Consider the following 19,038-nt stretch of genomic DNA (forward strand, 5'->3'; position numbering starts at 1 on the left):
ACCGCCGCAACGTGTCTCAGACGCCCGCCACCAGCTCCAGATCCTTCAGGGACGCCTCGAGATGACCGAGCATTCGCTGCAGGTGCGGGACGCTGCGGCGGCATCCGACCAGACCGAAGTCGAGGTTGTCCGCGTTGTTGGTCACGGTGATGTTGACCGCCTGGCCGTCGAGCGGGATCGATAGCGGATAGTTTCCGTCCAATCGCGCGCCGCGCCAATACAATTGGTCTGAGTTGCCGGTCGACACGTTCGAGATGACTATGTTGAACGGCGGCGAGCCGGCGGAAAGATAACCGGGGATCAGCCCGAAGAACAAGCCGCCGATGTTGAAGGCGGACAGGGCCAACTGCTGAACCGGCGGCAGCTGCCAGAACACCTCCTTGGTGTCGCGGATGGAGGCGCTGATGATCTCCAGCCGCTTGGCCGGGTCGTCGAGATCCGTTGCGAGATTGCACAGGAACGTCCCGACGTTGTTGCCCCCGCGGTCGTCGTCGTCCTTGCGCAGATTCACCGGGACCATGGCGGTCAGCGGCGCGTCCGGCAGGGCGTCCTGATCGAGGAGGTAGGCGCGCAGGGCCCCGGCGCACATGGCGAGCACGACGTCGTTGACGGTCGTCCCGGTGGCGGATTTGACGGCGTTGATGCGGTCGAACGAGTACGACTGTGCCGCTACCCGTCTGGCGCCGCCGATCCGGACGTTGAACATCGAGCGAGGCGCCCGGAACGGCAGGGTCAGTTGCTGTTCGAGTAGCGCGGCGCGCGCCAGCTTGAGCGTGGACGGCGCCATGGCGAGCGCCGACCCCGCGGTGCGGCCCACGCGGTCGAAGAGCGACGACTGTTCGCGCCGCCCGCTGCGCTTACGCGGACCCAGGCTCCAGGGCACCCGCACCTCGTCGTCGTCGGGGTCGGGGGTGAAGGCGCGCTGCACCAGGCGTAGCGCCGAAACGCCGTCCATGAGGGAGTGGTGATACTTCGTGTAGACCGCATACCGCCCGTCCTGCAGGCCTTCCACCAGATGCGCCTCCCACATCGGGCGATGCCGGTCGAGCAGGCTGCCGTGCAGCCGGGAGGCCAACTCGAGCAAGTCGCGGACTCGTCCGGGCTCGGGCAGCGCGGACCGGCGAAGGTGGTAGTCGAGTTCGACGTCCTTGTCGAAAGACCACGCGACGTTGGTGATGCCGCCGAAGAAGGCCGGATGTTTCCGGAACGACGGCTGCACGTCCGTGCACTCCAGCATCGCCTGATACGCCTCGCGCACGAAATGGGGACCGGCATCCTCCGGGGGCTCGAAGAGTTGCAGCGAGCCCACGTGCATCGGGTGTTCGCGTGACTCGCCGATGAGGAACAACGCGTCCATCGGTGATATCGGTTCCATAGCCGTTCCCATCCCGTCCGCTGTGCCGTCCATCCAGCACATGCCCCTTTCGTATTAGCCGCAGCGAACGATTGCTAATCCCGAATGACCTCCCGAAATCGGGCGGTCGCCGGGGCGCTTGTGGGCGCGATCGTTTGGGTATTGACGATCGAGGGGGTGCAGATGGCGGCGGATTCGGGTTGTCCGAAGCGAATGGAGTTCGGGCCGTGCGGCGGCGTGCGGCCGGACGGACAGTGCGAGATGCAACCGGGTCCGTGCGTCTTCGACGACGTAGTGCCGTGGTCGGGTCATCGCCCGTCCCCCCGACCCGCGCGCGCTCCGCGGGTGCTCACCGACTTCAGCGCCACCCCGTTCGATCCTGACGACATCGCGGCGACGGCGACGGTCCTGGCGCCCGGGTGCGACGCCGTCCTCGTGGGCGAACACCAGAACAAACCCGACTTCCCGCCCACGTTGATGGCGTCGCTGTTGCTCGACGCCGGTGTGACGCCCTGGATCACGTTGTCCTGCCGGGACCGTAACCGCGTGGTGCTCGAGCAGGAGTTGAGAGGACTGCGCAGCATCGATGTCGAAACGGTGCTGTGCGTCACCGGCGATGGGCGCGGATATGACGTGCGCCCGGATGTTTCGCAGACCTTCGACCTCGACGGGCCTCGCCTGGTTTCGCTGGCCGCTTCGGTCGGCATCGTCGCCGCGGTACCCGAAACGCCCACCGCCCCGCCCGTACATCGCCGGCCCGCGCGTTTGGTCGAGAAGCAGCGTGCCGGAGCGAGTCTGGCGGTCCTCAATCACGTGCCCTTTCCCGACATGATCGCCGATTTCATGAAGTCGGCACGGGCGGCCGGGTTGGCGATCCCGGTGATCGCGGCGGTAGCGGTATTCACCGACAGCATCTCGGCGGCGGTGCTGGAAGGGCTGCCGGGACTCGAGCTCGATCCCACTGTGACGCAACGGGTTCTGAGCGCGTCGGATCCGGTGGAGGCTGGGATCGCGGCGGCGGTGGACGAGGCGCGATCGCTGCTGTCGATCGAGGGCGTCGAGGGTGTGAACATCTCGGGGCTGGCCTCGGCATCGGGACCTCGCATCGGTGCGGAGATCAAGGCAGAGGTGGGCCGACGCATCCGGGATCAGGGAGGAGGGGCGCCATGACGCGCGCCGCCGACGATGCGGAGTGTCAGCGACGGGGAGGAGGGGCGCCATGACGCGCGCCGCCGACGATGCGGAGTGTCAGCGACGGGGAGGAGGGGCGCCATGACGGACGCCATGGAGGCCGAGTTCGACACCGTCGCCGAATGGACCGCGCAGGTGGCGGCCGAGCTCGGGCCGGAGTACCACCTCCCTGCCGGTTGCCGGGGGAGCGGAAGCCCGGCGGCCCTCGACTGGCTCGTCGAACACATGAAACTGGCGCCCGATGCCACACTGTTGGACGCCGGCGCCGGCGTCGGGGGCCCCGCGGCCTACGCCGCTCGATCGACTGCGGTTCGGCCCGTTCTCGTGGAGCCGGAGACCGGCGCGTGCCGTGCGGCACAGAAACTCTTCGGCTTTCCCGTGGTGTGCGCGATGGGCTCGGCCCTACCGATGAGGGACGCGAGTTTCGCCGCCGCCTGGGCCCTGGGCGTGCTGTGCACCACCCCCGATCAAATCGCGTTGCTCACCGAGTTGCGCCGCGTGGTACGGCCGGGTGGGCGCGTCGGGTTGCTCGTTTTCGTCGCGCACCGCGAAATACCGCCAAATACGCTGGAGGGCAACCACTTTCCGACTCCCGATGCCTTGCGAGAGTTGCTGATCAGGGCGTCGCTCGACGTCGAGCGGCAGCTCGGCACGCAGGACCTACCGCCGATCGAGGACGAATGGAATGAGCGCGTCGATACCGTGGAGCGTGTGCTCGCCGACCGGCATGGGGACACGGAGACCTGGCAGTTGGCCGAACGCCAGAGTTCGACAATTGGTCGGTTGCTCGAAGATGGAACTTTGACCGGCGAGTTGTTGGTGCTGCGTCACGCTTGACCGCTGAGCCACCTCGTTCGCGGCACGTTGTCACCGCGCCGAAGGGCATCGGTTAGCGTCCGGTGGCCTGAAAGATGACGCGCCGCGCGATCTGCACCGCATGGTCGGCGAAGCGTTCGTAGAAGCGGCCCAACAGGGTGGCGTCCACCGCGGCGGCGACGCCCTCCGTCCACGCGGGATCCTTCAGGACCGCCAGCAGGCGCCGGTGCAGGTCGTCCATCGTGTCGTCGTCGCGGCGAATTTGAGCGGCCCTGCGCGGATCCTGAGACACCAGCACCTCCCGCGCCCCCAGCGCCAGCGCTTCGGCCGCCTCGCCCATGGCGGCGATGTATGGCCGCACCTCTGCCGAGACCGCCGGATAGGGGTGGCGGCGACGGGCGATCTCGGCTATGTGCACCGCGAGCTCGACCATCCGTCGCGCGTCCGCGGCGATCCGCAGGGCGCTGACCACCGCGCGCAGGTCGGTGGCCACCGGCGCCTGCAAGGCCAACAGCGCGAACGCGGTCTCCTCGACGTGCGCGTCCATCGCGAGGATGCTCCGATGGCCCGCGATGACGGACTCGGCCGTCGTCAGGTCGGCCTCCAGCAGCGCCTGGCTCGCCTGCCGGATCGCCTCAGCGGCCATCCCGCACATCTGGGCGAGCTGCTCGGTCAGCGTGCGCAGCCGCTGGTGAAAACCGGTCCTCATCTCCACCGGATAGCCCGCCACGGCCAAATTAACGCCCGCGAGCAAAAACAGAAGATACTGCGCGGGTTGTCTGTTACCTGACGTCCTCGGCAAGCTCGCGAGCCTCGCGCTCGGTTTCGACGGCAGGCCCGGAGCCGAGCAACGGCTTGCCGGCGACTTCCGGGGTGAACAGCAACGTGATGGCGCCCACCACGCCGCCGAAGATCAGCATGTAAGCCGGCACCATCACGTTGCCGGTGCCGGAGACCAGCGCTTGGGCGATCAGCGGCGTGACGCCGCCGACCAGCGAAATCGAGATGTTGTACGAGATGGCCAGCGCCCCGTAGCGCACGTTGGTGGGAAACAGTGCTGGCAACATGGCCGGACCGGTGCTGTCGAAGCACAGCTCCATCAGGCCGATCAGCAGGACGCCGATGAAGATCACCGGGTACACGCCGCCGAAGCGGATGAGCCAGAACGCCGGGATGGAGGCCACGATCAGCAGCCCGCAGCCGGTCCACATGATGGGTTTGACGCCGATGCGGTCAGACAAGCTGGCGACGAGCACCACGGTGAGCATCAAGATGGCCAGCGTCGAGACGATCATGACCAGCCCGGCGGTGTGCCCGACGCGCACGAACAGCCGCAGATATGTCGGCAGATACCCGGTGAGCATGAAATCGGCGACCTGGGAGGTCAGCACCAGCGCCGCGCAGATCAGCATCGGGCGCCACTGGGCCGCGATCGTGCGCCGAATCCGCTGACTGCCTCGGTCGCCCGTTGAGGGCGCATCGTCGTGCGCGCTCTGGTAGGCGGAGGACTCCTTGAGCCGAAGCCGCAAGAACAGGGCGACCAGGCCGAAAGGCAGGCCCAGCAGCAGCGGAATCCGCCAGCCGTACGCCAGCATGTCGTCGTCCGGCAGCCAGGTCTGCAGGCCCGTCACCAGCAGCCCGGCGAGGACGAAACCGACCAGGTTGCCCATCGGCAAGAACCCGACCATCATGCCGCGTTTGTGGTCGGGGGCCTGTTCGACCAGGTAGGTCATTGCGCCGACGTACTCACCGCCGGTGGACAGGCCCTGAAATATTCGGGCAATGACGAGCAGGATCGGCGCCCAGATCCCGATGGTGCTGTAGGTGGGCAGCAGACCGGTCATGGTCGTGCTGATCGTCATCATGAGGATGGTCACCACCAGCACCCGGTGCCGGCCGATGCGGTCGCCCAGCGGACCGAAGATGAACCCGCCGAGCGGGCGCACCACGAAGGCCGCCGCCAGCGTGCCGAAGGTGGCGATCAGGTGGACGCCGCTGACGCTCTTGCCGGGATAGAACACCTGCGCGATCGTGGTCGCGATATAGCCGTAGACGCCGAAGTCGTACCACTCCATGAAGTTGCCGATCGCGGTGCCCATGATGGTTTGCCGCATCGCCGGATCGGCGACCCTGATGTCTTTACGTGCCCATTTCCTCCGGCGGAGTCGAGTACCCATCGAATGATGGCTTACCCGAAACATTCCAGCGGCGAACCAGCGGGGTCGGGTAATCGCGCGCGTCGGCGGGCCGCCGCGGCGGTCCTGCGGGGGCATGCCCGGACGTGATCTCATCCGACAAACGCCAGCTAGACCGGCCTCACGAGCGGCGACGACGCCGCCGCCGCGGCAGCGCCGCAGCCGGATCGGTTATTCGCGTCACGTCCCGTCGGTCGCGGCGGCGCCTCATTGGCCCTTGAGGCTCCCGATGCGCAGTGAGAAGTCGGTGGGTTTGGTCTGGGATGGCTCCTCGAACTGCTCGACGTAGCGACGCGGGTCGCGATCCTCGATCGGCAGTCCCTCGGTGGTGGGGTGCTCGGCCATGAACTCGCTGTACTGGCGCCCGAGCGCGTCGCGAAGTCCGATGGGGGCGTGGCGGCGAAAATCCGACAGCCCTTCTCGTTCCTCTTCACCCATGTGATCGTCGTTGGCCACCCGGGTTCGCCCGACCGCCGCCCACCACTGTTCACTGCCGAGCGTGGCGGCGTTGGCCTCGCGCACGCCGTCCCGGATGTCGTTGTGATCACCGATCGCGTCGAGGGTCTCGCCTTCAGCGTCCTCGCCCCCGCGTTGGAGCAACTGCGGGTAGAAGATCTTTTCTTCGATGTAGGCGTGCACGTCCAGCTTGTCGGCGAGCGGACGCCATACCCGCTTGAGCGCCGCCCGGTCGTCGGGACTGTGCGCCTGCAGGTCGTCCAGCAGCGCGAACTGCTCGCGAAACCACTCATGGTCGGCAAGGATCAACATGGTGATGTCAGCCATCTTCAGAGTTCCGCCTCTCTGGACACCGGGGGGCTTACCCGGTTCATCAGCTGAGATAACAAGCCGGCGCGGGATCCGTCAACCGCGTCCATTTAGCCGGACCGTACGCCATCGTCGAGTTCAGCTGCCCCGCAGCTCATTACCGATGTGACGCGCGCGTCAGTCATCCGGTGGCGTCGCGGGGGCGTCCACACCGTGGGCTCTCGCCCGCAGGCTCGCCCGCTTTGAACAGCAACTCGCCGGGCAGGCGCGGTTATCCGGGCGGATACACTGGGGCGTCAGTCAGGCGATCTGCTTCGATCGCACCCGGTAAAACAATAAGAACCAGTCAGAGGTTGTGCCTTGTCCGAAAAACCCGGCGATGCCGTCAGCTTGGAACCGCACTTCGAGGACGTACAAGCGCACTACGACCTGTCCGACGAATTCTTCGCGCTCTTCCTGGACCCCACGCGGACTTATAGCTGCGCCTATTTCGAGCGCGAGGACATGTCGCTGGAAGAGGCGCAGTACGCCAAGGTCGACCTCTCACTCGGCAAGCTCGGTCTGCAGCCAGGCATGACGTTGCTCGACATCGGGTGCGGGTGGGGCACCACGATCGTCCGGGCGCTGGAGCGCTACGACGTCAACGTCGTCGGCCTGACGCTGAGCCGCAACCAGCAGGCCCACGTGCAGCGCCGCCTGGACAGTCATCCTTCGACGCGGTCCAAGCGGGTGCTGCTGCAGGGCTGGGAGCAGTTCGACGAGAAGGTCGACCGCATCGTGTCGATCGGCGCCTTCGAGCACTTCGGCCGCGACCGGTACCCCGACTTCTTCAAGATGGCCTACGAGGCGCTGCCGGACGACGGGGTGATGATGCTGCACACCATCATCAAGCCCAGCGACGAGGAATTCGCCGAGCGCGGGCTGCCCATCACCATGACCAAGATCCGGTTCATGAAATTCATCATGGACGAGATCTTCCCGGGCGGTGACCTGCCCCAGGCCAAGGGCGTCGTCGAGCACGCCGAGCGCGCCGGCTTCGGCCTCGACCGTTACCAGCCGCTGCGCCTGCACTACGCCCGCACCCTGGACACCTGGTCGGCCGCCCTAGAGGCGCGCCGCGACGATGCCATCGCGATTCAGTCCGAAGAGGTCTACGACCGCTACATGAAGTACCTGACCGGATGCGCGGACCTGTTCCGCGAGGGCTACACTGACGTCGCGCAGTTCACCCTGACCAAGGCCTGACGGCGCGTCTCCTGACGTTCAGACCGAAAGCCGTTCCGGCGCAGGGGTTTCGGTCGTCACGCCCGTCCGCGCGCCGTCGCGGCGAAGGTCGTCGCTGACGTCATCGAGCGCCAGTCCCGCGGGTTCGCGTACCAAGGCGGTGGTGGCGATACCGGCCGCGTAGCAGCAGAATCCCAACAGGGTCACCGCTCGTAACCCGGCTCCGCTGAGCAGGAGCGGCACGAACAGCGCACCCAGGAACGCCCCGACCTTCGCGATGGCGGAGGACAGGCCGTGGAACGTGCTGCGCACCGCGGTGGGATAGGACTCCGCGGCGAGAAGCATGGTGGTGTAGTTGGGTCCGAAGGCGACGCCGAACAACGACATGCCGAACACGATCGCGAACGGCACTACCGAGGCGCTGATGATCGGGAAGGCCGTTATCAACAGCATTGCCAGCGCGCAGATGCCAAACCCGAGCGCTTGCAACGCTCGTCGTGGCACACGGTCGAGCACCAACAGGCCGGCGATCGCGCCGCCGAGGCCGAAACAGATGACGAGCACCGCGTTCAGGGCGATGTTGGACAGCACACTGCCGTGGGGCGTGATGTGCTTGATCAGCAGTGGTTGGCTGACGTAGCTGCCATAGACGGCGACGTTGAAGAAGAACCAGCTACCCGCGGTGCCGAACAGGACCGTGAGGAGCTTGCGGTTGGACAGTCCGATCTTGGCGGCGGGCGTCGCGTCGACCGCAGGCGAGGCGAATGTCGCGCGCGATTGCGCAAATGCCGCAAAGTCTTTCAGCGCCTGCTGCTCGTCGCCACGCTCGGCGGTCCAGCGCGGTGACTCGGGCATGTGGCGACGCTGATACAGCACCAGCAGGGATGGGATGACGCCCATCCCCAGTATCAGTCGCCAGGCGATGTGGTCGGGCACGCCGATGGCAAGCACGAGCAGGCTGACAAGATATGCCGCGACTTGGCCGAACACGTAGAAGATGAAGGTCAGGCCGACCAGCTGACCGCGGTTTCGCCGATTGGCGTATTCGGCCATGATGACGCCGCTGGCAGGATAGTCGCCCCCGATGCCGATTCCGAGTATCAGGCGCGCGACGAGCAGGATGGTGAAGTCGGGAGCGAACGCGGAGAGCAGCGCCCCGATGATCATCAGGACCGCTTCCAACCCGTAGACGCGGCGGCGGCCGAGCATGTCGCCGAGGCGACCGAAGGCGATGGCGCCCACCGCGACTGCGAGCAGTGTCGCACTCGTCAGCATCGAAATCTGGCCGCCGGTGAGGTGGAACTGCGGGGTGGCCAGCAAGGTGACCGTGCCGATCACGTTGAGATCGTAAGAGTCCGTGAAGAATCCGGCTCCTGCGGTCGCCGCGGCCTTGAAGTGGAATATGTCGAGCTTCGCGTCGTCGATCGACTTGGCGACGCCGCCATGGGCCGATGCGGCCGGCATGGCTTCGCGCCGCGGTCCGGAACTTGTCATGATAAGTACCGTCCACCACACGTTAGACGCGTGTCAACGACGTACCGCCATTTATGTCGATGTTCAATTATCGGTAACCTCAAGGATATTCGTCGGCCAGCGGGTGGAGCACCATTGCGGCGACATGTATAGTCAAGTGCATGGCAATGGCGCTGCACGAGATGATCGCCGACAGCCTGCGGGAGCAGATCCGGGTCGGAGACCTGCCCGTGGGTTCCGAGCTTCCGTCGGAATCCCAACTCTGTGACCGGTGGAAAGCGTCACGCGGACCTGTCCGCCAGGCGCTGGCCGCCTTGCGTGCCGAGGGCGTGATCGCCGGCGGCCGCGGGAAACCGCCCGTCGTCTGTACGGCGTCGGTGGGCCAGCCGTTCGACACGCTGCTGTCCTATTCCGCGTGGGCCCATTCGATTGGGCGCACGCCCGGACAGCGCACGCTCGAATTGGCCTGGCGCCGAGCCGACGAACACGCGGCCTCGGTACTGCATGTCGACGGGGGAGCCCCGGTCGTGCAGATGTTGCGATTGCGCTACCTCGACGGCGAGCCGGCGATGCTGGAACGAGCGACCTTCGTCGAGCACGTCGGTCGCCGGTTGTTCGACTTCGATTGCGACTCGGGGTCGCTGTGGGCCTACCTGCTGTCGCAGGGAGTGCGGTTCTCGACCGCCTCGCACGTCATCGACGCGGTCGCGGCCGACCGGGTCGATTCGACGTATCTCGCTGTGGCGCAGGGCGATCCGCTACTGCGGCAGCAACGGAGTACCCGGGGCGCCGATGGTGAGGTCATCGAGTACCACGATGACCGCTATCTGCCGGGCATGATCAGCTTCACGCTCGAGAACACCTTGGACGCGCGCTGCGGCCTGAGCCGAAACGCCAGGCCCGGAACGGAGGTCGACGCCCGATGACCACCCGCGTCGAACTGGCCGTGTTGGACATGGCCGGCACCACCATCGACGAGGGCCAGCAGGTCTACCGGGTTCTCGCCGAAACGGCGAACGCCTACGGAGCGTCGCCGTCCGAGGCCGACATCGCACGCTGGCACGGGGCGGCAAAGCACGAGGCGCTGCGGGCGTTGCTCACCCCGTCAGGTGGCGCCCCGCCGAACGCGGACCTGCTGGACGCCGTCGTCGCTGACTTCCGTGCCCGGCTGATGTCCGCCTACGCGGCCTCTCCGCCGCGCCCGCTGCCCGGCATCACCGACGCGATGGCCGCGCTGCGATCCGAAGGTGTCCGGATCGCTCTTACCACCGGGTTCGACCGTGACATCGTCGATTCGCTGCTAGCCGCCTTGGGCTGGGAAGGCGAGTCGACGGTGGACGCGGTCGTGTGTGGCAGCGACGTCGCGGCCGGACGCCCGGCGCCCTTCATGATCTTTCGGGCCATGGAGAAGCTCGGTGTCACCGACGTGTCCCGGGTACTCGTCGCCGGCGACACCCCGCGCGACCTACAAGCCGGAACCAACTCGGGTGCGGCGCTTGTCGTCGGCGTCCTTTCGGGGGCCGACGACGCCGTCGAGCTCGGCAGGTATCGACACACCCATCTGCTCGCGTCCGTGGCCGACCTGCCCGCGCTCCTCGAGGCGAGCAACCTGGCGGCCAGCCCCTCGTGACGCGGCCGATGCCGAGGCCAGTGGACGCGCCCGAACCGGTCGCGCACACTCTGGCCGCCGTGTGGCGTGGCGGCCCCGGCGTATCGGTGGAATCGGTGCCCGTTCCCCCGTTAGGGCCGGGCGATGTGTTGGTGCGAGTCCGGCTCGCGACGGTGTGCGGCAGCGACAGGCACACGGTGTGTGGGCGGCGCCGCCAGCCGTGTCCGTCGATCCTGGGCCACGAGGCCGTCGGTGAGGTTGTGGCGCTGGGCGGCGGCCGGCCTGCGGCCGTAGACGGCCGGGCTTTGCGCGTTGGTCAGCGCGTCATCTGGTCCGTGACGCTGCCCTGCGGCACCTGCGACCGGTGTCGGGCGGGCGTCACGGCGAAGTGCCGCGTCGTGCGCAAGGCCGGCCATGAGGCACTGGACTCCGAATGGGGACTGTCCGGCGGCTACGCCCAGCACGTTCTCCTCCCCCGCGGTTTGCCCATCGCGGTGGTCGACGACGACCTCATCGACGCGGTCGCCGCACCCGCGGCCTGTGCGACGGCCACGGTCATGTCCGTGGTCGAACGCGCGGGAGACCTGAACGGGCGACGGGTGCTCGTGCTCGGCGCCGGCATGCTCGGTCTGACCGCGGTCGCCGCGGCCGTGATCGGTGGCGCCGCGACGGTGACCGCCGTCGACCCGGACGTGGTCAGAAGGCAACTGGCGCGCAGATTCGGCGCCGGGGATGCGCGAGGTTCGGCATCCGGAGCCGGCACGTGCGACGTGTTACTGGACTTGGCCGGCGCGCCGGCAGCGCTGCAAGGCGGGTTGGCCGCCCTCGACGTCCAAGGGATAGCCGTGCTGGCGGGTTCGGTCGCGCCGAACGCGGCCGTGGCGGTCGACGCCGAATCGGTGGTGCGCCGCCAACTGTCCATCCTGGGCGTGCACAACTACGAACCGCGGCACCTGACCGCGGCGCTGGGCTTCTTGCAGCGCACGCGCGAGCATTTCCCGTGGCCCGAATTGGTCGCCGGCCCGGGGTCGCTTGCCGAGGTCGGCACCCTGTTGACCGCACCCGCGGGACCTGCGCCGCGGTATGCGATAGCCCCGTAACGCCGCCGGTGGCAGCACAGCCGCGTTTACCGCACCAAAGTCGCGGGTAATTTCCCGGCAACAACCTGATTCGGTGGGCGCCATGTCGTTTGGCGCAAGGCCGCTGGAAGGACTGACCGTGAGCGCCAAACACCGCATGCCGGAGCCACCGGAGCAAAAGCCGTCGCCGACCGATCGTGGTCGGCGACGCGGGGTTTCCGGTGCCGCGACGATGTGCGAAATCGTCTCCGCTTCGCTGTTGGGCGCCGCGTGCCTGATGGCGCTGGTGCTCAACGGAGGTCACCCCGAGAAGCGCGCCGTTGCCGCCAATCTCGAGCCGCCTGCCGTCTCGCAGCCGGTGAGCCAGGAAGGAACCGTGGTGGCCGTGTCGGCGGACTCGGTGACCATGCGCGGCGCCGATGGGCACGTGCAGACGTATGGCTTCACCCCGAACACCACCATCGTCAATCAGGGTAACCGCCAACCCATCACGGCCGCACCAAGTTTCACGGTCAACGACAAGGTCGTTGTGGTGGGGACAATCGAGGGCGGCAAGGCCCTGGCAACCGCCGTGGCCTACCGTGGCGCAGGGCATGGCGAGTCCCCGCCGATGGATTACGGTGACGGCCAAGCGCTTCCGTCCGGCGCCGCCTGAGCACACCGCGGCGCTAGTCTGGTGGCGACCCGGACATAGGAGGCGCCGTGAGCGAGCACGAAGCGAAGATGATCATCTTGTCGACTGACGACTTGGACGAGTCGATCCGGTTCTACAGCGAAACCCTTGGCATGCCGCTGAAGTTTCGCGACGGCGCGCACTTCGCGGCCCTCGACGCGGGCCCGGTCACGCTGGCGCTTGCGACCGCGGTGGACCATCCCATCCCCGGGCAGATCGTGGTCGGCATCAAGACCGCGGACGTCGACGCCGCGGCCAAGGCCGTCGAGGCCAGCGGTGGCGGCATAGTGAACGGCCCTTACGACGATGCTCACGAACGACGAGCCGTGGTCTATGACAACAAGGGCAACGGCCTGGTCTTCTACAAACCACTGGCCAAGTAGCGGCGCTTCTGCCGAGAGTGCCTCTGCGGCACTACTTTCCGGTGCGCTCGCGGTGCTTGCAGCCCGGCCAGCAGCACGGCCGGCGCTTGCCCTCTTCCAGCTCCTCCTGGGTCCGGCGGATGCGGCGCTCCCGAGTTGCCTGCTGCTTGGCATCCTCGACCCAACAGATGAACTCGTTTCGGGCCAACGGCGTGATGTCGCGCCAGGCGGCGAGCGCGGTCGCGTTGCCGGTCAGCGCGTCGCGCAGATCCGCGGGCAATTTGTGCACCACCCCGCCGGGCAGCCGCCGGGCGCTCATCGATCCACCAAATGCGCGCTGTCGTCGTGCAATTCGTCGCGGCGCAACGTCATCGGGGTGAGGGCGGGGACGTCACCCGCCGCGACCACGGCGCGGGTGATCGGGGTGAGTGCTGAGAACAGCGTCTCCACCTCGTCGTCGCTGAGCGGGTCGAGCGCGGACAGGGCCAGCGTGTCGGTCATCAATTCGATGTGGTCCTTCAGTTGACGCCCGGCCGGGGTCAGCGCTCCGTCGTCGTCGAGCAGGCCCCGCTCGGCGAGTCGTTGCTCGTGGTGACGCCAGGATGCCTCGTCGTAGTCACGGGTGCGGGCGAGGTAATCGCGAGAGACGTTGCCGGCGGCGGCATGTAGGACGTTCGATTCGCGCCCGGAGATACCGGCCGCGGCGAGCACGGCCACGTGCGCGTCGCCGCGGTGCTCGCGCAACAGCGTCGTGGCGTGCCACAGCGCGGACAACGGATCGTCCGGCCAGGGCAATGCCAGATTCGCCGCGAACAGCGGACGCGCATCCAGGGGCGCGTGGCGGGCCGCCTTGCCCGCCAGTTCGGCTGCGACGCGGACGTTTTCTTCGGGGCCGAGCCCGTAGCGGCGTAACGCAGCCACCGCGGATTCCTGCCGCGCCTGCAACGCGGCCTGCGGGCCCGCGACCTCCCACGCCGCCGGCAGTGCCTTGGCAACCCTTTCGGGCGCGAAATTGTAGAAGATCGCGGTGACCAACTCCCGGGGCGCGGCGCCCAGCGGCGCCGAGCGGGCCGCGAAATAGCCCATCCAAAAACCCCGATAACCGAGCGCGTCCAACGCCGCCCGCGCTTCGGGCGCGAAATACGTCACCGCGTGCACCGGTTCGTAGCGATCGAAGAAGCGTCGGGCCAGCACCGGTTGTCGTCGCATCCTCGCAGTTAACCACCGGCGCCGGCCACGACCAAGCACGACCTGTGCGGCATGAAAACGCCTCAGCCTAGGCTCGAGGCGTGACCATCCCCTACGACCGGCCCCTGCGCGAGCGGATCCGGAACAATCTGGCCGGCCACAGCCGCCGCGCGGTGACCGACCCGGCGAAGCGGCACGCGGCCGTCGCGGTGGTGCTCGTCGACTCCGAGGTGGGGGAGGACCGGGTAGACCCGGTGGCGGTGGACGATTGGAATGCCGGTCGCCCGTTGCCCGCGGCCCACCTGGACGGCCGCATGGTCGATGTCTCCGGCGGCGCCGCGTTTCTGCTGTGCCGCAGGGCCTCTCGTCTCAGTACGCACGCGGCACAGTGGGCTCTGCCGGGCGGTCGCCTCGACCCTGGCGAGACCGTGGTCGACGCGGCGCTGCGCGAACTGCGCGAGGAGGTCGGCGTCGAGCTGCCCGATTCGACCCTCCTGGGCCTGCTCGACGATTACCCCACCCGATCCGGATACGTGATCACGCCGGTGGTGCTCTGGGGAGGCGGGCGGCTCGAGCTACATCCCGCGCCCGACGAGGTCGTGGCGGTCTACCGAGTGGGGTTGCACCAACTTCAGCGCGACGACTCGCCGCGGTTCATCACCATCCCGGAGAGCCCACGGCCGGTCGTGCAGATCCCGCTGGGCAACGACCTCATCCACGCACCGACCGGCGCCGTGCTGCTGCAGCTGCGGTGGCTGGGCCTGGAGGGGCGGGGAGATCCGGTCGACGGGCTGGAACAACCGGTGTTTGCGTGGAAGTAGTTACAGCGCAACCTGTTCGACAGGCGCCTGGGCAATGAGCGGCCGGCTCGGGATGCTCTCACGGAGAACGGGTGCCACCTCGGACTGGAACAGCTCGAGGCTGCGGCGCTGCTGCTCGCGCGTCACCCCGTCGGCGTCGGCGGACAGATGCATCACCTCGTGCCCGAGTTCCCGGTGGTAACGCCAGACCTTGTCGATGACCTGCGCCGGACTGCCCACCAACGCCGAGCTTCGCTCGACGAAGTCTTCGATCGACTCGAACACGATGGGAAGGCCGGCGCGGCGCGCGAACGCCAGACGCGCCTCGAACATCGGCCGGTAGGTTGCCACCGCGTCCTGTGAGTTCCGGGTGATGTAGAACCCGGCGGTTCCCGCGCCGACGAGGGCGTCCTGGGGCGGGTGGCCGTAGAACTCCCATCGCTGCCGGTAGTGCCGAACCAGCTCGGCGTACGGCTCGATGGGATTACTGACATTGGCGGAGAAGATCGGATCGCCGTGGCGCGCCGCGAGATCGACGGAATCCTTACTCGTCGCACTGCCGTGCCAGATCCGGATGCGGCGCTGCAACGGGCGGGGAAGTGCCTTGGCGTTGACGAGTGGCGGACGGAACCGCCCCGACCACGTCACGTTTTCGCTTTCCCACAGCAGGCGAAACAGCTCGTAGCCCTCGCGATTGCGGTCCCACTGATCCTCGGGAGTCACGTGGAACAGTTCGGCCTGCGCCGCCCCGTTGCCCTTTCCGATGATCAGTTCGAGCCGCCCACCGGACAGATTGTCCAGCGTCGAGTAATCCTCGAAGGCGCGCACCGGATCCAGCAGGCTCAGCGTGGTGACCCCGGTGAACAAGGCGATCTTCGAGGTGCGCGCCGCGATGTTGCTGAGCACCACCGGTGGGGAGGACGAGATGAACGGGTCTTCGTGACGCTCACCGACAGCGAAGCCGTCGAACCCGAGTTCCTCGGCGAGCACGGCTTTGTCGAGGACATCACGCAGCCGATCGGCCGGGCTCGACTTCAACCCGGAGACCGCGTCCGGAACATGGGTGATGAGTGTGATCAGCAGGAATCTCACGTCCGGCCCTCCCGGAAATCCTCAGCGCCCAACCGCGATCGACTCGGCCGACGACCGACCGCACCGGCGCGTGGGCGTCGCCACCCCGGCGTAAACGCCGTCGCCGGGCCTCCCATTCCCTACCGCAGCGGCGGCCCGCTACGCCGCCCGGCGCCTGCGTCCGCTGATCAGATAGAGCGCCGCACGCAACTCGAGCAACGGGTCATCGGAGGGCTCGATTCCAGCCACTCGTGGGATCGGGTCGAAAATGATGTGCTTTTGTTCCGCGGCGTCGTCGCTGACCGCGGCGGTCAGCTCGACGGTGCCCAGCTCCCGGACCTCTCGCTCCGATGGCCAGCCGACGGTGGCGTCATCGACCACGTCGCCATCCTCGGCGAGTTGAACCGCCAGGGTGAAGCGCACCGTTCCGGCGGCGACGCGTTCGGCGATCTCGGCGAACAGATAGTCGTCGTCCTTGGATCGCACGACGGATTCGGTGAAGTACTCGGTGCCGGCCTCGGGTGTGATGCGGTAGCGCCCGAACCTGCTCCGGCCCGAAGCATCGGCGAACTTTAGCGCGCTCACGCCGAAATAGGCTTCGCGCGCAAAGCTGGACGGGAATGGCTTTGGCTGCACGAAACGCAGCGCCGCCGGGTGGGAGCCAAGGAAGCTCTCCAATTGGGAGCCCGCCGGGTTGTTCGGGTCGCTGGTGGCCAGCGCCTCCAAGAATTCGAGGAATTCGTCGCCGGTGCGGGCGGGAAAGGCATCGGCCGAATGGGCAATGACGTCGGTGTGCTCGTGTTCGCCCAAGAAGAATCGAATCGCGATTCCCTTGGGAAGGCTGTTCGGATCGGTATCCGGGATATTCGGCAAGCCTGTCGAGTCCGAAAACCGCACCACGACCGGGGTCGCGGCCCGGTGGAAGTGCGGAGCGATCGACAGCCCGGCCGCACCGGCGGCGGGCGTGAAGGTTCCGTTGAGCAGCGTGCCCTTGCCGTGGGCGGGCCGGACGCCGGGATGCTCGCCGAAGATCTTTGCGAATGTCGCCAGTATCTTGTCGCTGAGATCCAGCAGCTTCTCATCTGTCGTTAACGGCATGGCGTTCTCCTGTCCGGCGCCGGGCTGTGGCGCCGTCACTTTAAAACGGCGAACGCCGCACGGCAGCGCAATCAGCTTTAGGACCGGCGGGTCATCGCGGCTAGTGATGCCGAAACACGTTGTCGGAGTGCAGGTCTGCGTCATATCACCGACAGCGGCCGCATCGGCGCAGTCGGATCGGAACCATGCGGCGGCGCCGCATCATTGTGGATCCGGCACACCGAACAGCGAGCCGGCCATTTCGCCGAGCGACGTGCCCGAGACGTCCCACGCGCCGGTGGACTCGACCGGTAATTCCCGGCCTGGGCCGTATTCGTCGGGCCGCGCGACGTAACCGGTCGCCAGGCCGGCGTTTTGGGCGGCGTCGAGGTCGGAGGGGTGCGCCGCGATGAGCATCACCTCACCCGGTTCCAGGCCAAGGAAACGTGCGGGTGTATGGTAGGCGCGCGGGTCGGGCTTGTAAGCCTTTTCGACATCGGAACCGAGCACCACGTCCCACGGCAGGCCGGCGTACTTGGCCATCTCGACCAGCAGCCCGGTGTTGCCGTTGGACAACGGCCCGACGATCACGTGCCGTTTCATGGCCGCGATGCCGTCGACGCTGTCCGGCCACGGCGGCAGCCAGCGCCACGAGCGGGCGAGTGCGTCGACCTCGTCGCCGGGCAGCGCGTCGACAGCGACGCCGAACTGCTCGAGTGATGCGAGGAGGTTCTCTCGGTGCAGGATATCCAGGGACACGAATTCCCGGCGACCCGAGCGGATTTCGGCCATCGAGGGCAGGTATCGGCTCCGCCAGTCGATTGCGAACGCGTCCGGGTCGAGGCTGACGTGGTGGCGTTGGGCGAATTGCCGCACCGTGGCGGCGATTCCGGATCGCCAATCGACGACTGTTCCGAAGGTATCGAAGAAAACGGCGCGTACGGCCCGGCCGGTCGAGGGCGAGCGGTATTCGGTCATTCCTCAGGCTAGCGCCGCGGCCGGCGGCGCAGCCGGGCACCGGCACGTAACCTCGCCGTGGAGGACGGCGACTTCAGGAGGGGCGGCCGCGGTTGCCCGCGCGGTGCGCATGGCGGTGCGCGATGGCACGGGCCCGGGGTGCTACTCCGTGTCGCAGTTGAGCGAACTGCTCGGGACAGCGGGCGCCTCGTCGTAGGACCGATCGGGGCACTCGACCGGTCGGCGTACGATATCGTTAGTTGTGCGAACGAATCGTGCCGCGCCTGGTTGATGACTTGATGGGAGGCTGTTGTGGCCCGAAGTGCCGGCGATACCTGGGACATTGTGACGAGTGTCGGCTTCACCGCGTTGGCCGTGTGCGCGGCGCGTGCCCTCGACGCCGGGCTGCGGCCGCCGTTGGCGAACGACGACTTCGCCGCCGGCTTTGTGGCCGCGGCCGGTGAGCCGAACCTTATTGCGGCAGTGGACAAGACGGACATGACCAGCGCCGCGGCCTTCAATGCGCAGTGGGTGGGGGTGCGCACGCGATTCTTCGACGAGTTTTTCGCCGAGGCCAGTCGGTCCGGCACCCGCCAGGCCGTCATTCTGGCCGCCGGGTTGGATTCTCGCGCCTACCGGCTGCAGTGGCCGGCCGGCCATACGGTGTTCGAAGTCGATCAGCCGCGGGTGCTCGAATTCAAGCAGCGGGTCCTCGACCAGCGGGGGGCCGCGCCCTCGACGCGGCGCGTCACCGTCGCCACCGATCTGCGTGACGATTGGGCGGGTGAGTTGATTGCGGCCGGCTTCGACCCCGGCCAACCGACGGCGTGGGCGCTCGAGGGCTTGCTGCCCTATCTGCCCGGGAACGCGCAGGACGCGCTCTTCGACAAGCTGCACGAGTTGTCGGCCGCCGGTAGTCGCCTAGCCGCCGAGCTCGGGCCAGCCCCCGGCGAAGTGCAGGAATTCGCCGACAACGTCCCCACCATCAGCCAAGACACCGACCACCCGCCGGTCGCCGAGCTATGGTACGACGATCCGCGCACGGACACCAAAGAGTTTCTCGCCCAACATCATTGGCGGGTCACCGGTGTGGACCTGGTCGACAAGGCCGCCACCGAGTACGGACGGCCCTTCCAGGATCTGCCGGTAGTGTTCGATCGGCTGCTGCGCACCAAGTTCTTCACCGCGATCCGCGAACGCTGAG

The 19,038-nt window shown here is 67.5% G+C and carries 20 protein-coding genes; 10 read left to right on the plus strand and 10 right to left on the minus strand.

Annotated features, from left to right (window positions below):
• Positions 1 to 16: 16 nt before the first annotated feature.
• The gene (locus tag DQP58_RS06125) at positions 17 to 1,375 is read right to left on the minus strand and encodes a WS/DGAT/MGAT family O-acyltransferase (RefSeq protein WP_112707626.1); all 1,359 of its coding nucleotides are present in this window, start codon (positions 1,373 to 1,375) and stop codon (positions 17 to 19) included.
• A gap of 162 nt (positions 1,376 to 1,537) precedes the next feature.
• Here DQP58_RS06125 and DQP58_RS06130 point away from each other — a divergent pair, with 162 nt between their 5' ends.
• Both DQP58_RS06130 and DQP58_RS06135 read left to right on the plus strand, forming a co-directional pair.
• On the plus strand, positions 1,538 to 2,524 hold the full coding sequence (locus DQP58_RS06130; protein ID WP_112707627.1) for a methylenetetrahydrofolate reductase: 987 nt from the start codon (positions 1,538 to 1,540) through the stop codon (positions 2,522 to 2,524).
• Positions 2,525 to 2,626: 102 nt separating this feature from the next.
• On the plus strand, positions 2,627 to 3,382 hold the full coding sequence (locus DQP58_RS06135) for a class I SAM-dependent methyltransferase (RefSeq protein WP_165827805.1): 756 nt from the start codon (positions 2,627 to 2,629) through the stop codon (positions 3,380 to 3,382).
• A gap of 52 nt (positions 3,383 to 3,434) precedes the next feature.
• Here DQP58_RS06135 and phoU read toward each other — a convergent pair whose 3' ends face one another.
• The 3 genes from phoU to DQP58_RS06150 form a co-directional block, all read right to left on the minus strand.
• Entirely contained in the window at positions 3,435 to 4,070 is a 636-nt protein-coding gene (gene phoU, locus DQP58_RS06140; RefSeq protein ID WP_112707629.1) for a phosphate signaling complex protein PhoU, read from the minus strand.
• Between the two features lie 73 nt (positions 4,071 to 4,143).
• Positions 4,144 to 5,475: an MFS transporter gene (locus DQP58_RS06145; RefSeq protein ID WP_112707588.1), complete on the minus strand. Its 1,332-nt coding sequence runs from the start codon at positions 5,473 to 5,475 to the stop codon at positions 4,144 to 4,146.
• A 288-nt stretch (positions 5,476 to 5,763) separates the two neighbouring features.
• Positions 5,764 to 6,339: a hemerythrin domain-containing protein gene (locus DQP58_RS06150; protein ID WP_112707589.1), complete on the minus strand. Its 576-nt coding sequence runs from the start codon at positions 6,337 to 6,339 to the stop codon at positions 5,764 to 5,766.
• Positions 6,340 to 6,681: 342 nt separating this feature from the next.
• On the opposite strand from DQP58_RS06150, the gene DQP58_RS06155 reads away from it, so the two are divergent.
• On the plus strand, positions 6,682 to 7,566 hold the full coding sequence (locus tag DQP58_RS06155; protein WP_112707590.1) for a cyclopropane mycolic acid synthase family methyltransferase: 885 nt from the start codon (positions 6,682 to 6,684) through the stop codon (positions 7,564 to 7,566).
• Positions 7,567 to 7,584: 18 nt separating this feature from the next.
• Here the strand turns inward: DQP58_RS06155 and DQP58_RS06160 are convergent, their stop codons facing one another.
• On the minus strand, positions 7,585 to 9,039 hold the full coding sequence (locus DQP58_RS06160; RefSeq protein ID WP_112707591.1) for an MFS transporter: 1,455 nt from the start codon (positions 9,037 to 9,039) through the stop codon (positions 7,585 to 7,587).
• A 140-nt stretch (positions 9,040 to 9,179) separates the two neighbouring features.
• Between DQP58_RS06160 and DQP58_RS06165 the strand changes: the two genes are divergently transcribed.
• The 5 genes from DQP58_RS06165 to DQP58_RS06185 all read left to right on the plus strand — a co-directional run bounded on the left by DQP58_RS06165 (position 9,180) and on the right by DQP58_RS06185 (position 12,762).
• The gene (locus tag DQP58_RS06165; RefSeq protein ID WP_112707592.1) at positions 9,180 to 9,944 is read left to right on the plus strand and encodes a GntR family transcriptional regulator; all 765 of its coding nucleotides are present in this window, start codon (positions 9,180 to 9,182) and stop codon (positions 9,942 to 9,944) included.
• On the plus strand, positions 9,941 to 10,648 hold the full coding sequence (locus DQP58_RS06170; RefSeq protein WP_112707593.1) for a phosphonatase-like hydrolase: 708 nt from the start codon (positions 9,941 to 9,943) through the stop codon (positions 10,646 to 10,648). The genes DQP58_RS06165 and DQP58_RS06170 overlap by 4 nt, the downstream gene beginning before the upstream one ends.
• Positions 10,649 to 10,656: 8 nt before the next feature.
• Positions 10,657 to 11,727, plus strand: coding sequence for a zinc-binding dehydrogenase (locus DQP58_RS06175; protein WP_112707630.1), 1,071 nt, complete (start codon positions 10,657 to 10,659; stop codon positions 11,725 to 11,727).
• Positions 11,728 to 11,845: 118 nt separating this feature from the next.
• Complete coding sequence (locus DQP58_RS06180) at positions 11,846 to 12,361, plus strand: hypothetical protein (protein ID WP_240629582.1); 516 nt, start codon at positions 11,846 to 11,848, stop codon at positions 12,359 to 12,361.
• A 47-nt stretch (positions 12,362 to 12,408) separates the two neighbouring features.
• Entirely contained in the window at positions 12,409 to 12,762 is a 354-nt protein-coding gene (locus DQP58_RS06185) for a VOC family protein (protein ID WP_112707595.1), read from the plus strand.
• A 31-nt stretch (positions 12,763 to 12,793) separates the two neighbouring features.
• On the opposite strand, the gene DQP58_RS06190 is transcribed toward DQP58_RS06185, so the two are convergent.
• On the minus strand, positions 12,794 to 13,060 hold the full coding sequence (locus DQP58_RS06190) for a YdeI/OmpD-associated family protein (protein WP_112707596.1): 267 nt from the start codon (positions 13,058 to 13,060) through the stop codon (positions 12,794 to 12,796).
• Complete coding sequence (locus tag DQP58_RS06195; RefSeq protein ID WP_112707597.1) at positions 13,057 to 13,950, minus strand: SCO6745 family protein; 894 nt, start codon at positions 13,948 to 13,950, stop codon at positions 13,057 to 13,059. Before DQP58_RS06195 ends, DQP58_RS06190 begins: the two co-directional genes overlap by 4 nt.
• An 80-nt stretch (positions 13,951 to 14,030) precedes the next feature.
• On the opposite strand from DQP58_RS06195, the gene DQP58_RS06200 reads away from it, so the two are divergent.
• Entirely contained in the window at positions 14,031 to 14,750 is a 720-nt protein-coding gene (locus DQP58_RS06200) for an NUDIX hydrolase (RefSeq protein WP_112707598.1), read from the plus strand.
• Here the strand turns inward: DQP58_RS06200 and DQP58_RS06205 are convergent, their stop codons facing one another.
• The 3 genes from DQP58_RS06205 to DQP58_RS06215 all read right to left on the minus strand — a co-directional run bounded on the left by DQP58_RS06205 (position 14,751) and on the right by DQP58_RS06215 (position 17,855).
• Complete coding sequence (locus DQP58_RS06205) at positions 14,751 to 15,821, minus strand: LLM class flavin-dependent oxidoreductase (RefSeq protein WP_112707599.1); 1,071 nt, start codon at positions 15,819 to 15,821, stop codon at positions 14,751 to 14,753. It abuts the gene before it with no gap.
• Between the two features lie 138 nt (positions 15,822 to 15,959).
• A complete protein-coding gene (locus DQP58_RS06210) occupies positions 15,960 to 16,898 on the minus strand; it encodes a catalase family peroxidase (RefSeq protein WP_112707631.1) in 939 nt (312 codons plus the stop codon).
• A gap of 201 nt (positions 16,899 to 17,099) precedes the next feature.
• Positions 17,100 to 17,855, minus strand: a complete 756-nt coding sequence (locus tag DQP58_RS06215; protein WP_112707600.1) for a haloacid dehalogenase type II — start codon at positions 17,853 to 17,855, stop codon at positions 17,100 to 17,102.
• A gap of 291 nt (positions 17,856 to 18,146) precedes the next feature.
• Here DQP58_RS06215 and DQP58_RS06220 point away from each other — a divergent pair, with 291 nt between their 5' ends.
• Complete coding sequence (locus DQP58_RS06220) at positions 18,147 to 19,037, plus strand: SAM-dependent methyltransferase (RefSeq protein ID WP_112707601.1); 891 nt, start codon at positions 18,147 to 18,149, stop codon at positions 19,035 to 19,037.
• The last annotated feature ends 1 nt before the right edge of the window (position 19,038 follow it).

Origin of the sequence: Mycobacterium colombiense (genome assembly GCF_003284975.1) — a bacterium.
In the GTDB taxonomy this organism is placed as follows: Bacteria; Actinomycetota; Actinomycetes; order Mycobacteriales; family Mycobacteriaceae; genus Mycobacterium; species Mycobacterium europaeum_A.

Coding starts and splice junctions, on each gene's coding strand:
- DQP58_RS06125 (WP_112707626.1), bottom strand. CDS start 1,375: ATGGAACCGATATCACCGATGGACGCGTTGTTCCTCATCGGCGAGTCA.
- DQP58_RS06130 (WP_112707627.1), top strand. CDS start 1,538: ATGGCGGCGGATTCGGGTTGTCCGAAGCGAATGGAGTTCGGGCCGTGC.
- DQP58_RS06135 (WP_165827805.1), top strand. CDS start 2,627: ATGACGGACGCCATGGAGGCCGAGTTCGACACCGTCGCCGAATGGACC.
- phoU (WP_112707629.1), bottom strand. CDS start 4,070: ATGAGGACCGGTTTTCACCAGCGGCTGCGCACGCTGACCGAGCAGCTC.
- DQP58_RS06145 (WP_112707588.1), bottom strand. CDS start 5,475: ATGCGGCAAACCATCATGGGCACCGCGATCGGCAACTTCATGGAGTGG.
- DQP58_RS06150 (WP_112707589.1), bottom strand. CDS start 6,339: ATGGCTGACATCACCATGTTGATCCTTGCCGACCATGAGTGGTTTCGC.
- DQP58_RS06160 (WP_112707591.1), bottom strand. CDS start 9,039: ATGACAAGTTCCGGACCGCGGCGCGAAGCCATGCCGGCCGCATCGGCC.
- DQP58_RS06165 (WP_112707592.1), top strand. CDS start 9,180: ATGGCAATGGCGCTGCACGAGATGATCGCCGACAGCCTGCGGGAGCAG.
- DQP58_RS06170 (WP_112707593.1), top strand. CDS start 9,941: ATGACCACCCGCGTCGAACTGGCCGTGTTGGACATGGCCGGCACCACC.
- DQP58_RS06175 (WP_112707630.1), top strand. CDS start 10,657: ATGCCGAGGCCAGTGGACGCGCCCGAACCGGTCGCGCACACTCTGGCC.
- DQP58_RS06190 (WP_112707596.1), bottom strand. CDS start 13,060: ATGAGCGCCCGGCGGCTGCCCGGCGGGGTGGTGCACAAATTGCCCGCG.
- DQP58_RS06195 (WP_112707597.1), bottom strand. CDS start 13,950: ATGCGACGACAACCGGTGCTGGCCCGACGCTTCTTCGATCGCTACGAA.
- DQP58_RS06210 (WP_112707631.1), bottom strand. CDS start 16,898: ATGCCGTTAACGACAGATGAGAAGCTGCTGGATCTCAGCGACAAGATA.
- DQP58_RS06215 (WP_112707600.1), bottom strand. CDS start 17,855: ATGACCGAATACCGCTCGCCCTCGACCGGCCGGGCCGTACGCGCCGTT.